10 protein-coding genes and 1 tRNA gene are annotated in these 13,735 nt (G+C 60.7%); 10 read left to right on the top strand and 1 reads right to left on the bottom strand.

Annotated elements, in window-relative coordinates; all coding sequences use genetic code 11:
* The first annotated feature begins 1 nt into the window (after position 1).
* From KTQ42_RS08180 to KTQ42_RS08135, 10 genes are all read left to right on the top strand, one after another.
* A complete protein-coding gene (locus KTQ42_RS08180; RefSeq protein WP_217345061.1) occupies positions 2–2,209 on the top strand; it encodes an NHLP family bacteriocin export ABC transporter peptidase/permease/ATPase subunit in 2,208 nt (735 codons plus the stop codon).
* Positions 2,206–4,869 (top strand): NHLP bacteriocin export ABC transporter permease/ATPase subunit, encoded by a 2,664-nt coding sequence (locus KTQ42_RS08175; RefSeq protein ID WP_217345060.1) that lies wholly within the window; start codon positions 2,206–2,208, stop codon positions 4,867–4,869. Before KTQ42_RS08180 ends, KTQ42_RS08175 begins: the two co-directional genes overlap by 4 nt.
* Positions 4,866–5,435, top strand: a complete 570-nt coding sequence (locus KTQ42_RS08170; RefSeq protein WP_217345059.1) for a sigma-70 family RNA polymerase sigma factor — start codon at positions 4,866–4,868, stop codon at positions 5,433–5,435. Before KTQ42_RS08175 ends, KTQ42_RS08170 begins: the two co-directional genes overlap by 4 nt.
* A gap of 96 nt (positions 5,436–5,531) precedes the next feature.
* A complete protein-coding gene (locus KTQ42_RS08165) occupies positions 5,532–5,738 on the top strand; it encodes a hypothetical protein (RefSeq protein WP_217345058.1) in 207 nt (68 codons plus the stop codon).
* A 357-nt stretch (positions 5,739–6,095) separates the two neighbouring features.
* A complete protein-coding gene (locus KTQ42_RS08160; protein ID WP_249222686.1) occupies positions 6,096–7,052 on the top strand; it encodes a beta-propeller fold lactonase family protein in 957 nt (318 codons plus the stop codon).
* Positions 7,049–7,633 carry a cytochrome b gene (locus tag KTQ42_RS08155; RefSeq protein ID WP_217345057.1) on the top strand — a complete coding sequence of 195 codons (585 nt, stop codon included), beginning with the start codon at positions 7,049–7,051 and terminating at the stop codon, positions 7,631–7,633. Before KTQ42_RS08160 ends, KTQ42_RS08155 begins: the two co-directional genes overlap by 4 nt.
* A gap of 351 nt (positions 7,634–7,984) precedes the next feature.
* Complete coding sequence (gene adh, locus KTQ42_RS08150) at positions 7,985–9,505, top strand: aldehyde dehydrogenase (protein WP_217345056.1); 1,521 nt, start codon at positions 7,985–7,987, stop codon at positions 9,503–9,505.
* Between the two features lie 71 nt (positions 9,506–9,576).
* On the top strand, positions 9,577–10,014 hold the full coding sequence (locus KTQ42_RS08145; RefSeq protein WP_217345055.1) for a DUF779 domain-containing protein: 438 nt from the start codon (positions 9,577–9,579) through the stop codon (positions 10,012–10,014).
* A gap of 17 nt (positions 10,015–10,031) precedes the next feature.
* Positions 10,032–11,780: a PQQ-dependent methanol/ethanol family dehydrogenase gene (locus tag KTQ42_RS08140; protein WP_217345054.1), complete on the top strand. Its 1,749-nt coding sequence runs from the start codon at positions 10,032–10,034 to the stop codon at positions 11,778–11,780.
* A gap of 1,109 nt (positions 11,781–12,889) precedes the next feature.
* Positions 12,890–12,966, top strand: a tRNA-Met gene (locus KTQ42_RS08135).
* 62 nt (positions 12,967–13,028) lie between these two features.
* Here KTQ42_RS08135 and KTQ42_RS08130 read toward each other — a convergent pair.
* Positions 13,029–13,733: a hypothetical protein gene (locus tag KTQ42_RS08130; RefSeq protein ID WP_217345053.1), complete on the bottom strand. Its 705-nt coding sequence runs from the start codon at positions 13,731–13,733 to the stop codon at positions 13,029–13,031.
* Positions 13,734–13,735: the final 2 nt, after the last annotated feature.

Genomic DNA, 13,735 nt, shown 5'->3' with positions numbered 1-13,735 from the left:
CATGGGCATGTTGAAAACATTGCAGCGTCGCCTTCACGGCTGCAGGGTAAAGACGCCGACGGTTCTACAGATGGAAGCGGTGGAATGTGGCGCGGCTGCCCTGAGCATTGTGCTGCAGCATTATGGGCGCTATGTCTCGCTGGAGGAATTGCGCATTGCCTGCGGCGTATCGCGCGATGGCAGCAAGGCCAGCAGCGTGGTGCGTGCCGCGCGCGCGCATGGCCTCAAGGCCCAGGGTATGCGGCTTGAGATCGACGCACTGCATCACTATGACTGCCCGATGATCCTGTTCTGGAACTTCAACCACTTCCTGGTTCTGGAAGGCCTGAACGACAAGAAGGCCTGGATCAACGATCCGGCCACTGGCCCGCGCACCGTCGGCATGGATGAATTCAATCGGTCCTATACCGGCGTGGTGCTGCTGTTTGAACCAGAATCCCATTTTGAGCGCTCGCCTGATCCCAACGGCATTATCGGTGCACTGGGCCGTCGTCTGCGCAATGTGCAGGGCCCTGCGGCTTACGTGCTGCTAGCCAGCCTGGGTATGGTCATTCCCGGCCTTGCGATTCCGGTCTTTTCCCAAGTGTTTGTCGACAGCTACTTGATAGGCCGTCTGCAGGGCTGGGTCAAGCCGCTGCTGTTTGGTATGGCCCTGACAGCCTTGCTGAGGGCTTTGCTGACGTGGCTTCAACTTTCCTATCTGCTCAGGCTTGAAACCCGTCTCTCGCTTACGACATCGGCTAACTACTTCTGGCATCTGTTGCGTTTGCCAATCGAGTTCTTCAGTCAGCGGCACGCCGCCGGCATTGGCCAGCGGGTTGGCATCAACGACAGCATCGCGCGCCTGGTTTCCGGGGAGCTTGCGGTCAATGTCGTGAGCCTGGTCACGCTGGTGTTCTATTTGACCATCATGCTTTCCTACGATGTGCTGCTTACTATGATTGGTGTTGCACTAACCATGGTGAATGTGCTTTTCCTTGCTGTGATTTCACGCAAGCGACGCGACCACACCATGCGCCTGCAGCAGCAGCGCGCCAAGCTGGGTGCCACGCTGGTCGGTGGCCTTCAGACCATTGAAACGATCAAGGCAGGAGGCGGCGAGGCCGATTTCTTTAACCGCTGGTCAGGCCTGAAGGCAGGCGCCAACAATACCGAGCAAGACCTGATGTTCTACACCCAGCTCCTGGGCCTCCTGCCCATGCTGGTTTCGCTAGCTGTTACCACCTGTATCCTCGGCCTGGGCGGGTTGCGCGTCATGTCAGGCGAAATCACCATCGGGATGCTGATTGCATTCCAGAGTCTGATGGCGTCCTTTTCCAGCCCCGTCAACAATCTACTGGGCTTGACTGGCAGATTGCAGGAAGCCGACGCTGACCTCAAGCGCCTGGATGACACGCTGCGTTATCCGGTTGATCCACGTTTCGCAGCGTCGGATGCGCCGACGGGTACATCGGAACAGGGGGCGCATGCGCTGGAGGAAAAACTGCAGGGCGCATTGGAGTTGCGTCATGTCAGTTTCGGCTACAGCCGGCTGGAGCCGCCCTTGCTGGAGGACTTCAGCCTCCGCCTTGCCTCTGGCCAGCGCGTTGCGCTGGTCGGCTCATCAGGAAGCGGCAAGAGCACGGTGGCAAAACTGGTGATGGGTTTGCATCAGCCGTGGTCTGGCGAAATCCTGTTTGACGGGCGTCGTCGAGGCGACATTAGCCCACGTGTGCTCAGTGCCAGTCTGGCTGGCGTGGATCAGGATATTTATCTGTTCTCGGGTACGGTTCGCGACAACTTCACGCTATGGGATGGAAGCATGTCAGAGCCGGATCTCGTGCGTGCCGGGCATGATGCGGCAATTCATGACACCATCGCCAGCCGCACTGGCGGCTACGATACCCAGGTAACGGAAGGCGCCAGCAATTTTTCCGGCGGCCAGCGGCAGCGTCTTGAGATCGGCCGCGCGCTGACTGGCAATCCGCGCATTCTCGTGCTTGACGAAGCGACCGCGGCCCTTGACACGGCCACCGAAAAAGAAATTGACGACAACTTGCGCCGTCGCGGCTGTACTTGCCTGATCGTTGCGCACCGCCTCTCCACCATCCGCGACTGTGATGAAATCATCGTGCTGGACCACGGGCGTATCGTCGAACGGGGCACCCATGACGCACTTCTGCGCCGTGCAGGCGCCTACGCAGCACTGGTTGGCGAGATTGCAGCATGATGGCCATGGAAAACGCCGGAGTGACGGCAAATGCGGTGCAGTTGCTCGCACCTTATGGGAAAAAGGAGTTTCCGCTCGCTTTGGAACCGGTCGTGCTAGGCATCAGCGATACGGTATGGCTGGTGGAGGAGGGTGGAGTCGACCTGTTTCATGTAGCCATTGTGGATGGCGTACCGGCTGGGTTGCGGCGTCATGTATGTCGTATCAAGCCGGGCGAACTTATCCTTGACAGGCCCGGGTCGCCTGATTCGGCATTGCTGGCCGTCGCCCTCTCGCGCACCGCATGGATACGCCTTGAAAACGCAGGCGAAGGCGTGGCAGGCAACAAGGATGCAGAACAGGCCCTGCGACAACTGAAGGAGGGCTGGTTTCGGACGCTCTTGCGCGCGGTACCCGGTTTGCCTGAGGAAGCAATTCAGGAAAAGGCAAATCATCTTGCGCTGTTGAGTGCGCTGGACAAACAGGCCAGCCATTTGCAGTCCCGCGAACATGCGCAACTCCAGCACGGTGCGCTGGCGGAGCTGCAGCAGATGCAGCATGCGCTGTCAAAGGTGGCGCAGGTACTGTCGACCTCTGAAACCGCACTGCCTGCGGTGGCTGGCAATCCGCTGCAGGCAGCCTGCGCGCTCGTGCTGCGTGCTTCAGGAATTGCCGCCGCCAATCTGAAATCAGTAGCCTTGACAGCATCGGGTAGCGAGCGCTGGATGGAAAACTTTTGCCGTGAACATCAGTTAATTCAGCGGCGTGTCAAGTTGAACGGCCCGCACTGGTGGCGCCAGGATCACGGCGTGCTGCTCGCCTTTCGTGAGGTGGATCAAAGGCCGGTCGCATTGATCCCGGATGCGAGCGGCTATGTATTAAACGACCCGGAGGCCGGAACAACATGCAATGTGGATGCCGGCGCGGCCAGTACCCTGATGACGCATGCGATCCAGTTGTATCCCTCCTTGCCAGGCACGGCGCTTCGGTTCAAGGACCTGGTCTGGTTCGGGCTGACCGGCAGCAGTCATGATCGCTTGAGGCTTCTCACCTTTGGATTGGCAGGTGGTGCCGCTGGCATGGTTACTCCGATGATCATGCAGGTTCTGACCGATTCCGTACTGCCCTCCGCGGAACGCGACGAGCTTGGACAAGTGATTGCGCTGCTGTTCATCACCGGCATCTGCATGACTGCATTTACCTTCTGTCGTGTCCTTGCCACGATGCGCATCCGTACCCGTCTAGGCAACAGCGTGCAATGCGGCGTCATCCAACGGCTGCTGGGGCTGCCTGTGGCTTTCTTCCGGGATCACGAGGCAGGTGACCTGGCGCAGCGGGCCATGGGTATCGATGCTGCACTCCAAACCATCGGTAATACCGTCGAAAGTGCAATCTTTGGCTGGGTGTTCGGCTTGTTCAGCCTGTTCTATCTGTTTTTTCTGGACCTGCGACTTGCGGTAATGGCCATCTTGCTGGTTGGCGTGCAACTGTCCTGGACCTTGGTGATGAACTATCGGGCGCTACTCATCGAGCGTCAGAGCGCCGCCCTGTCCGGGCGTATCGCCAGCCAGGTATACCAGATACTCACGGGCATCGCGAAGCTGCGAGCCAATGGCGCGGAACGACGCGCCTTTTCCATCTGGGCCGGATTGTTTGCACAACAAAAGGCGCTGGATATGCGCATCCATCGGATAGGCAACACAAATGCCACTTTCGATGCCGGTTTCGGTCTCCTATGCAGCATTCTGCTGTTCGGTGCGGTCGCGTTTCTGTTGCCCGACATGCGTGCGGGCGAATTTCTTGCCTTCAGCGCCGCTTTCGGCCAGTTTCTTGGCGCTTCCATGGCCTTGGGCAGCGCCCTGACCAGCAGCCTTAGCGTGATCCCGCTTTACGAGAGGGCGCGGCCGATACTTCAGGCCATTCCCGAAGCCGTCGCGAGCGCGCATTTTCCTGGCAAGTTGACTGGCGCAATCGACATCAGCGCACTGTCATTCGGTTACGGGGCTGATGGGCCCGATGTGCTCAGCAATATCAACATCACCATCCGCCCCGGAGAGTTCATCGCTCTGGTTGGCGCATCAGGCTGTGGCAAGTCCACTTTGCTGCGTTTGTTGCTGGGTTTCGAAACTCCGCGCTCAGGAGCGATTTACTACGATGGCCAGGATTTGTCGGGGCTGGACAAGGTTGCGATACGGCGGCAGATCGGTACCGTGCTCCAGAGTGGAAAACTGATTGCAGGCGACATGTTTACGAATATTGTCGGCACGGCGCCCCTGGCCATGGAAGACGCCTGGGAAGCCGCTCGGATGGCCGGCCTGGATGAGGATATCAAGGCCATGCCTATGGGCATGCATACGATGATCAACGATGGCGCGACCACAATTTCTGGAGGGCAACGCCAACGCATGATGATCGCGCGTGCCATTGTCAACAAACCAGCCATTCTTTTACTGGACGAGGCAACCAGTGCCCTCGATAACCGCACACAAGCAACTGTGACAAACAGTATTGCCACCTTGAAAGCCACCAGAATCGTCGTAGCGCATCGTCTTACAACGATTGCCGGAGCGGACCGTATTTTCTTTATTGAGCGAGGACGGATTGTGGAGAGCGGGACTTACCAGGAATTGATGGCATTGAACGGTCGTTTCAAAACACTGGCTGAAAGGCAACTTTTATGAGCAAGCTGCTGCTGGGTGAAGGTGATAAATGGGTCGAACAGGCCCGTAACGGCAATCAGGACGCATTTAACAAGCTGATGGAAGCCTATTACAGCAGGGTATGGCGCTTCCTGCTCAAATGGGTAAAGAACCGGGATGACGCCGAGGAATTGACACAGGAGACCTTCCTCGCGGCATGGCGCGCCTTGCCTGGATATCGGGCAGGGTCACAGTTTTCCACCTGGCTGCTTGGGATTGCGCTTAACCTGGCACGCAATCATCACAACCGGGTGGTCAAGAAACGCCTGAATGATGTGGAACTGGACGAGTCGCTTTACCTGGAACGTCCAGGTGGGCATGATATCGAACCGGAATCGCAATATCAGCGCAAGCAGGCCATGATCGCGTTGCAGCAATCCATAGACCGATTGCCAGATGACATGCGGGAAGTCATGGTCATGGTCAAGCTGGAAGGCATGCTGCTTGAAGATGTTGCCAGCATGCTGGGTATTCCTTCAGGAACGGTGAAAAGCCGGCTTTCGCGCGCCAAGACCAAGCTGATGGAAGACATGGGGCGTCATTTGTAGTCCTGCGCGGTTGCCGCAGGCGGAACGAAACGCCAAAGGCAGTTGCTCAACATGTCTGCTACACCGCTTTCATCGACTTTTACCGAGGACACCAACATGAACGACAAGGAATCCAAACTAGACCACCTGCTGGCAGACCTGGCGGCCTCCTATGCCCGCACCCCGCCGCCGCGGGACGGACTGGACAAGCTGAAGCGCCGCATGCAGGCGGAGACGAACACGCTGTCGGACGCCGACCTGGAATGGCTTGCCGCCGCCGGCAAGGCTTTAAATGTGGAGCGGAAGGGCGGTAAGGACGAATGATCATTCTGTTAGCCGGTTCCCGCAAGTTGCAAAAGCCCGGGCCGGCGATACGGGCTTGACCGCCAAGCGCATGGCCCGCTGGCCAATACAGCGATCGAGCCCCACGCCAACCCTAGCCGCCCCACGCCGTTCATGCCGCACCCGCTCCATTTCTCCTTCTGAATGTCTCGCACCTGCCTGCGGTGCCACTGTTGGTCCCTTTTCCTTGAACGCAGTACACTGTCGCGACACTCGGCGCAATGGTTGCGCTGCTTAATGACATCGCGTTGGTGGCATGGCGCTTGCACTGTTTCGTCCTTAAGGCCCGGCCTTGCGTTGCCATAACCGGCGTCATCAATAAAAAAACCAGGAGACCCAATGATTCAGCGCCCCATGAAGTTTTCCATCGTGCTGCGAATGCTGGGAAGCGCATTGCTTTTGCCCGGCCTTGCACTGGCCAGCCCGTTCGCCTACGTGCCCAACGAGAAGTCGGGCACCGTGTCGGTGATCGATATTGCCAACGACAGCGTAGTCACCGACATCAAGGCCGGCAGCAAGCCACGCGGACTGGCTATTGCCGGAAACCGGCTCTATGTCAGCGACCAGCCAGCCAATGCCCTGGTGGTGATCGACCTGGCCAGCCGCAAGCCAAGTGGAACGGTGGCGCTCGGCGAGTCGCCGGAGGGCGTGTCGGCTTCCGCGGCCGGCGACTGGATCGTCGCGGCAAGCGAGGTCAGCAATGCGGTCAGCTTCATCGATGTCGCCACAGGACAAAAGGTGTTTTCCGTCACGACGGAAGGCAAGAATCCGGAGCATGCCGTATTCAGTCCCGACGGCAAGCTGCTGCTGGTCAGCGCCGAGGAAGCCGACAGCGTGGATATGGTGGATGTAGGGCAGCGCAAGCAGGTGGCGTCGATCAAGGTCGGCATGCGCCCTCGCGGCATCGCCTTCCGGCCTGACGGCGCGGTTGCCTATGTCGCCTGCGAACTGGCAAGCACGGTGTATGCGATCGATGTGCCCGGCCGCAAGGTGATCAAGGAAATCAAGGCGGGCAATTTTTCTAATGGCGTCACCATGGCGCCCGATGGCAAGCGCGTCTACGTGTCCAACGGCAAGGATGGCAGCGTGTCGGTGATTGACACCGCCAGCAATGCGGTCGTAGCCACCATTCCAGTCGGAAAGCGGCCGTGGAACATGGCGATCACGCCGGACGGCAGCAAGCTTTATGTGGCCAATGGCCGGTCCAATTCGGTGTCGGTGATCGACACTGCCAGCAATACGGTCAGCAAGGAAATCAGCGTCGGCGAAATGCCATGGGGAGTCGTGATCCAATGAATGCCATTGTCGAAGAAAAGGCGCTGCAGCCGCAGGCCAGGCCTGTTGCACGCTATACCTGGCAGGCCATGGCCCTGCACTGGCTGCTGGCAGTGCTGATCATTGGCATGCTGGTGCTGGGCTATTCGCTGGAAGACATCCCGCGCAATACACCTGCGCGCGGCTTCTACGTGAACCTGCACAAGTCCTTCGGCGTGCTGGCACTGGTGCTGGTGCTGGTGCGGCTGGGCTGGCGTTTGACCCACAAGCCGCCACCGCTCGAAGTGGCCATGCCGCGCTGGCAGGCGGTGGCTGCCGCCTGGAGCCACAGGCTGCTGTACCTGTGCATCCTGCTGCAGCCGCTGTCGGGCTACCTCGGCTCCTCGTTCGGCAAGTACGGCGTGAAGTTCTTCGGCATCGAACTGCCCAACTGGGGCTGGGAAGACAAGGCGCTGCGCGGCTTCTTTGGTGGCGTGCATGAAGCGGTTGGATTCGTGCTGGCCGTGCTCATTGCCATCCATGTGCTTGCGGCACTGAAGCACCTGCTGATCGACCGCGACGGAGTGTTCCAGCGCATGCTGCCGGGCGGGCGCAAGACCTGACCGGACCCGCACTCTTCCTGCATTCCCAAAACCGGCCGCGTGCCGGTTTTTTCTTGGCCGTGCCGCAGCCGTCATCCCGCGGGCATGCGCCGTCCACTGTGTCATCACCGCTGTTATCACAACTTGGGACAGTGTTGTTGCAAAAGGGAGCAGCCGTTCAGGCAGGTGCCTCGCCAGCCTGGGTACACCGCCGGCAATAGCGCCGATGCAAGGTCTCCATCTGGGGAAAACCGTGGGTTTGGCCGACCGGCGGTATGTCCGCCGGGCTGGCACACGGATTGCGTTAATAGCCAGGGCAGCAGGCGAATGATCGCTCCAACCATCCCATTACACGATAAAGAGGAAGACACCATGAATCTCGCAGACATCAGCAAGCTCGGCATCAAGAATCCGTTCAAGGAGCGCTATGACAACTTCATCGGCGGCAAATTCGTTCCGCCCGTGAACGGCCAGTACTTCGAGAACATCAGCCCTGTCATTGGCAAGACCTTCTGCGAAGTGGCGCGCTCCACCGCCGAGGACGTGGAACTGGCGCTGGACGCCGCCCATGCCGCAAAGAAGGCCTGGGGCAAGACCTCGCTGGCCGAGCGTTCGCTGATCCTGAACCGCATCGCCGACCGCATGGAAGCCAACCTGCAGTTGCTGGCCACCGCCGAAACCATCGACAACGGCAAGCCCATCCGCGAAACCATGGCGGCCGACATTCCGCTGGCGATCGACCACTTCCGCTATTTCGGCGGCGTGATCCGCGCACAGGAAGGCTCGATTGCGCAGATCGATTCCGAAACCTATGCCTATCATTTCCATGAGCCGCTGGGCGTGGTCGGCCAGATCATTCCGTGGAATTTCCCGATCCTGATGGCGGTGTGGAAGCTGGCGCCGGCGCTGGCCGCGGGCAACTGCGTGGTGTTGAAGCCGGCCGAGCAGACGCCTGCTTCCATCATGGTGCTGATCGAGCTGATCGGCGACCTGCTGCCGCCGGGCGTGATCAACATCGTCAACGGCTTTGGCCTGGAATGCGGCAAGCCGCTGGCATCAAGCAAGCGCATCGCCAAGATCGCCTTCACCGGCGAGACCGGCACCGGCCGCCTGATCATGCAATACGCCTCGCAGAACATCATCCCGGTGACGCTGGAACTGGGCGGCAAGTCGCCCAACATCTTCTTCGAAGACGTGATGGACAAGGACGACGCGTTCTTCGACAAGTGCCTGGAAGGCTTTGCGATGTTCGCATTGAACCAGGGCGAGGTCTGCACCTGCCCGTCGCGGGTGCTGGTGCAGGAATCGATCTATGACCGCTTCATGGAGCGCGCGGTCAAGCGGGTCGAGGCGATCAAGCAGGGCAACCCGCTCGATTCGTCGACCATGATCGGCGCCCAGGCTTCGCAGGAGCAGCTGGAAAAGATCCTGTCCTATCTGGACATCGGCCGCCAGGAAGGCGCCAAGGTGCTGACCGGCGGCGCGCAGAACATGCTCGACGGCGACTTCGCCAGCGGCTACTACGTCAAGCCCACCATCTTCGAAGGCCACAACAAGATGCGCATCTTCCAGGAAGAGATTTTCGGGCCGGTGGTGTCGGTGACCAAGTTCAAGGATGAAGCCGAGGCGCTGGAAATCGCCAACGACACGCTGTATGGCCTGGGCGCCGGCCTCTGGACCCGCGACAATGCGCGCGCCTTCCGCGTCGGCCGCGAGATCCAGGCTGGCCGCGTCTGGACCAACTGCTATCACCTGTACCCGGCCCATGCCGCATTCGGCGGCTACAAGCAGTCCGGCATCGGCCGCGAAAACCACAAGATGATGCTGGAGCACTATCAGCAGACCAAGAACCTGCTGGTCAGCTACAGCCCGAACGCGCTCGGCTTCTTCTAAGCCAGCGCGCAGGCAGGCGCATGCCACCGCATGCGCCTGGCATCGATGTGATACCGAGATGGGATGGAGTCATGGAAGCACTGGTACCCCGCGTCACCGCCACGCCGGCTGCGCTGGCACTGATTGCGCAGTTGCGGGAAAAGCATGGCCCGCTGATGTTTTTCCAGTCGGGCGGCTGCTGCGACGGCAGCTCGCCGATGTGCTACGCCGCCGGCGAATTCAATGTCGGCGACGAGGATGTCTATCTCGGCAACCTGGATGGCGTGCCGTTCTACATGGGCGCCGAACAGTTCGAGTACTGGCAGCACACCCAGCTGATCATCGACGTGGTCAATGGCATGGGCGGCATGTTTTCGCTGGATAACGGGACAGGCAAGCGCTTCCTGACCCGTTCACGCATCTATACCGACGAGGAGTCGGCGCAGTTGGAAGGCAAGCGCACCCATGGCGACAGCCTGCGTAGCGGGCAGTCGGGACATCCATCGCATCAGGTAGAACAACCGCAGTAATTTCCGAGGAGACTGTAATGCAAAAGAAGAGCTTAGCCATTTTCGTTGCCCTGGCCCTGTCCGCGTCGTTCGGCGCGCAGGCGGCAGGTGTGACCAACGCCATGCTGGAGAGTACCGGCAAGGACAATGCGAGCGTGCTGAACTGGGGCATCAGCCAGGACGGCCAGCGCTTTTCGCCGCTGACCCAGGTCAACACCAAGAACGTATCCAAGCTGGTGCCGGCATGGTCGTTCTCCTTTGGCGGCGAAAAGCAGCGCGGCCAGGAGTCGCAGCCGCTGATCTATAACGGCAAGATGTTCGTCACTGCCTCTTACTCGCGCATCTTCGCGCTCGATGCCAAGACCGGCAACAAGCTGTGGAAATACGAGCACCGCCTGCCGGACGGCATCATGCCCTGCTGCGACGTGGTCAACCGTGGCGCCGCGCTATACGACAACCTGGTGATCTTCAGCACCCTGGATGCGCAGCTGGTGGCATTGAACCAGGACACCGGCGAGGTGGTGTGGAAAGAGAAGGTTGACGACTACGCTGCCGGCTACTCCAATACCGCTGCGCCGCTGATTGCCAAGGGCCTGTTGCTGACCGGCGTATCGGGTGGCGAGTTTGGCGTGGTGGGGCGCGTCGAGGCGCGCGATCCGAAGACAGGCCAGATGGTCTGGTCGCGTCCGATGGTCGAAGGCCACATGGGCTACAAGTATGACGCCGACGGCAAGGCCATCGAGAACGGCATCTCCGGCACCACCAACAAGACCTGGCCGGGCGACCTATGGAAGACCGGCGGCGCCGCTACCTGGCTGGGTGGCACATACGACCCCAAGACCGGCCTTGCTTACTTCGGCACCGGCAATCCCTCGCCATGGAACAGCCATCTGCGTCCCGGCGACAATCTGTATTCCTCGTCCACGGTTGCCATCGACGTGACCACGGGCCAGATCAAGTGGCACTACCAGACCACGCCGCATGACGGCTGGGACTTCGACGGCGTGAACGAGTTCGTGACCTTCGACCAGGGCGGCAAGCGCCTGGGCGGCAAGGCCGACCGCAACGGCTTCTTCTATGTGGTCGACGCCAACAATGGCAAGCTGGAAAACGCCTTCCCCTTCGTCAAGAAGATCACCTGGGCCACCGGCATCGACCTGAAGACCGGCCGGCCGAACTACACGCCCGAGGGCCGTCCTGGCGACCCGACCAAGGGTGCGGATGGCAAGAAGGGCCAGTCGGTGTTTGCCGCGCCGTCCTTCCTGGGTGGCAAGAACCAGATGCCGATGGCCTACAGTCCGAAGACCAACCTGTTCTACGTGCCCGCCAACGAGTGGGGCATGGAGATCTGGAACGAGCCCATCACCTACAAGAAGGGCGCGGCCTTCCTTGGCGCGGGCTTCACCATCAAGCCATTGAACGACGACTATATCGGCGCCCTGCGGGCGATCGATCCCAAGACCGGCAGGATCGCCTGGGAAGTCAAGAACAATGCGCCGCTGTGGGGCGGCGTTCTGGCCACCGCCGGCGACCTGGTGTTCTATGGCACGCCTGAAGGTTACCTGAAGGCGCTGGATGCGAAGTCAGGCAAGGAAGTATGGAAGTTCCAGACCGGCTCCGGCGTCGTGGCGCCACCGATCACCTGGCAGGAAGGCGGCACGCAATATGTGGCCGTGGTGTCGGGCTGGGGCGGCGCAGTGCCGCTGTGGGGCGGCGAAGTGGCCAAGAAGGTGAACTTCCTGGAGCAGGGCGGTTCGGTCTGGGTGTTCAAGCTGTCGTCGCTGTAAGGACGTTTCGTTGTAGGCTCTCCCGCTGCCTTCAGGCAGACTTGCCGGTGACCATAATGTGGTTGCCGGTTTTTTTTTGCCTGCGGCATGGGGCGAGGCGGGGCTGCTGCAGTTGCAGTTGCCGTTGCAGTTGTCGTTGCCGTTGCCGTTGCCGTTGCCGTAGCTATTGAATTGGCCGTTGCAGTGAAATCCCGTTGAGCGCGCCGTGACGGCGATGCCTGAAGCGGATAAGGTGCGGCGTCTGTCTGAGCGTAGCGTAGCGAGTTTAGCCGCGCCCCGCTTCAGGCGTCGACGGCACGGGGACCCCGCGCAGCGGGGCGCGATCACCGGGTCGCCTGCCGGGGCGAACACCCGGCCTGGTCATGACGGCAGTGCAGTGGGCTTGTTTCACCCGGCGTAAAGGCGTCACGGCGAAGCAGCAGTTGCTTTTGACGTTCGCAGTTCGCATCGTAACGATGAACGTCAAAGTCAACGACGACAGTGCTGCCTGTGCCTTGCCGGGTGACGCAAGACGGATGCACTGCCGTGGGGACAAGCCGGGAGTCCGTCCCGGCGGCCGGGTCACTTTTTTTGCTTCGCCAAAAAAAGTAACCAAAAAAAGGCGACCCGGTGATCGCGCCCTGCTGACGCAGGGTTCCCGTGTCAGCGGTGCCCGGAGCGGGGCGCGGCTAAACTCGCTCCGCTGCGCTTCGCTCAGACAGACGCCGCACCTTATCCGCTCCGGGTACCGCTGACACGGCGCGCTCAACGGGATTTCACTGCAACGGCAACGGCAACGGCAACGGCAACGGCAACTGCACCGGCACCGGCACCGGCACCGGCACCGGCACCGGCAACGGCAACGGCAACGGCAACTGTCGCTGCGCGTAACTGCAACTGCAACGGCTTCCCCCTCGTAAGGTGCAATACCCAAAGGGCATTGCACCGCGTTTGCAAACCGGGATGGTCTTCTTGGCCAACTTCCTTCATCGACCAAAGGGGCAATGCCCCTGCGGCGTATTGCGCCTTCCGGAGAGCCTTGTCCGATCAAGGCATCGCTGCCACTTTGCGTCAATCGGCAACGGCATTTGCAGTTTGCCCCTGGCCTGTGTACAATGCGACCTCTCAGACGCGGGGTGGAGCAGTCTGGCAGCTCGTCGGGCTCATAACCCGAAGGTCGTAGGTTCAAATCCTGCCCCCGCAACCAAGGTTTCAAAGCAAAAGGCCCGCACCAGCGGGCCTTTTGCTTTTCACTGTTCCTGCTTGCCTTCAGCGCGGCTTGTACTCCACCAGCTCCATCGCCACACGGCCGCCACTGTAGAAGGTGGTGCCAAGGCGTTCGACCCGCTCCAGCTTCACCAGGCCGACGCCACGGCAATACCATTCGGTGGTGATCACCGGCACCTTGTTGAAGCCACGTACCGGGTCGGTGAACAGCGTCATCTCGGCATGGCCGGCGACCCGGGCGCAATGTTCGAAGCTGCCGGCGGCAACCGTCAGCTTTTCGTCCAGCGCCTCGACCGTGTAGGTCATCTGCAAAGGGCGGCCGTATTTGATCTCGCGCGGATATTCATTCTTGCGCAGCACGGTGTAGGCCACGGTCGGCGTGCGCCAGCTGTCGCCGATCTTCAGCGGCAGCTTCAGCACCATGCGCGGCGCTTCATCCAGGCTGGCCTGTTCCTGCAGGTCCAGGCGCTGGGCAATGCGTACGATGCCGTCCGGCCGTTCCCGCAGCCAGTATTCGACGCCGATGTTGTCGGGCGTCTCGCTGCGCCGGATGAACAGCGGCTTGCCGTCGTAGACGCGTTCGTCGAGCACGCGTATGGTCTGCTGGCCGCGGCTGGTGGCGCCGTCGCTTTCGGTCTCTACCGCATAGGTCCAGTGGGCGCCGGGCTGCAGCGGGAAGTAGGAGGTGCTGTCCCTGGGGCCGCAGCCGGCCAGCAACAGACAGGCGAGCAGTGTGATTGCGCGCATGC

The organism is Noviherbaspirillum sp. L7-7A (genome assembly GCF_019052805.1).
Taxonomy (GTDB): domain Bacteria; phylum Pseudomonadota; class Gammaproteobacteria; order Burkholderiales; family Burkholderiaceae_D; genus Noviherbaspirillum_A.
The sequence above is the reverse complement of the archived record's forward strand: the minus strand, read 5'-3'. Positions and strand labels throughout refer to the sequence as shown.

Excerpts from the sequence above, each read along its gene's own strand:
- KTQ42_RS08175 (WP_217345060.1), top strand. The coding sequence starts at position 2,206 with ATGATGGCCATGGAAAACGCCGGAGTGACGGCAAATGCGGTGCAGTTG.
- KTQ42_RS08130 (WP_217345053.1), bottom strand. The coding sequence starts at position 13,733 with ATGCGCGCAATCACACTGCTCGCCTGTCTGTTGCTGGCCGGCTGCGGC.
- KTQ42_RS08165 (WP_217345058.1), top strand. The coding sequence starts at position 5,532 with ATGAACGACAAGGAATCCAAACTAGACCACCTGCTGGCAGACCTGGCG.
- KTQ42_RS08160 (WP_249222686.1), top strand. The coding sequence starts at position 6,096 with ATGATTCAGCGCCCCATGAAGTTTTCCATCGTGCTGCGAATGCTGGGA.
- KTQ42_RS08155 (WP_217345057.1), top strand. The coding sequence starts at position 7,049 with ATGAATGCCATTGTCGAAGAAAAGGCGCTGCAGCCGCAGGCCAGGCCT.
- KTQ42_RS08180 (WP_217345061.1), top strand. The coding sequence starts at position 2 with ATGGGCATGTTGAAAACATTGCAGCGTCGCCTTCACGGCTGCAGGGTA.
- KTQ42_RS08140 (WP_217345054.1), top strand. The coding sequence starts at position 10,032 with ATGCAAAAGAAGAGCTTAGCCATTTTCGTTGCCCTGGCCCTGTCCGCG.
- KTQ42_RS08145 (WP_217345055.1), top strand. The coding sequence starts at position 9,577 with ATGGAAGCACTGGTACCCCGCGTCACCGCCACGCCGGCTGCGCTGGCA.
- adh (WP_217345056.1), top strand. The coding sequence starts at position 7,985 with ATGAATCTCGCAGACATCAGCAAGCTCGGCATCAAGAATCCGTTCAAG.
- KTQ42_RS08170 (WP_217345059.1), top strand. The coding sequence starts at position 4,866 with ATGAGCAAGCTGCTGCTGGGTGAAGGTGATAAATGGGTCGAACAGGCC.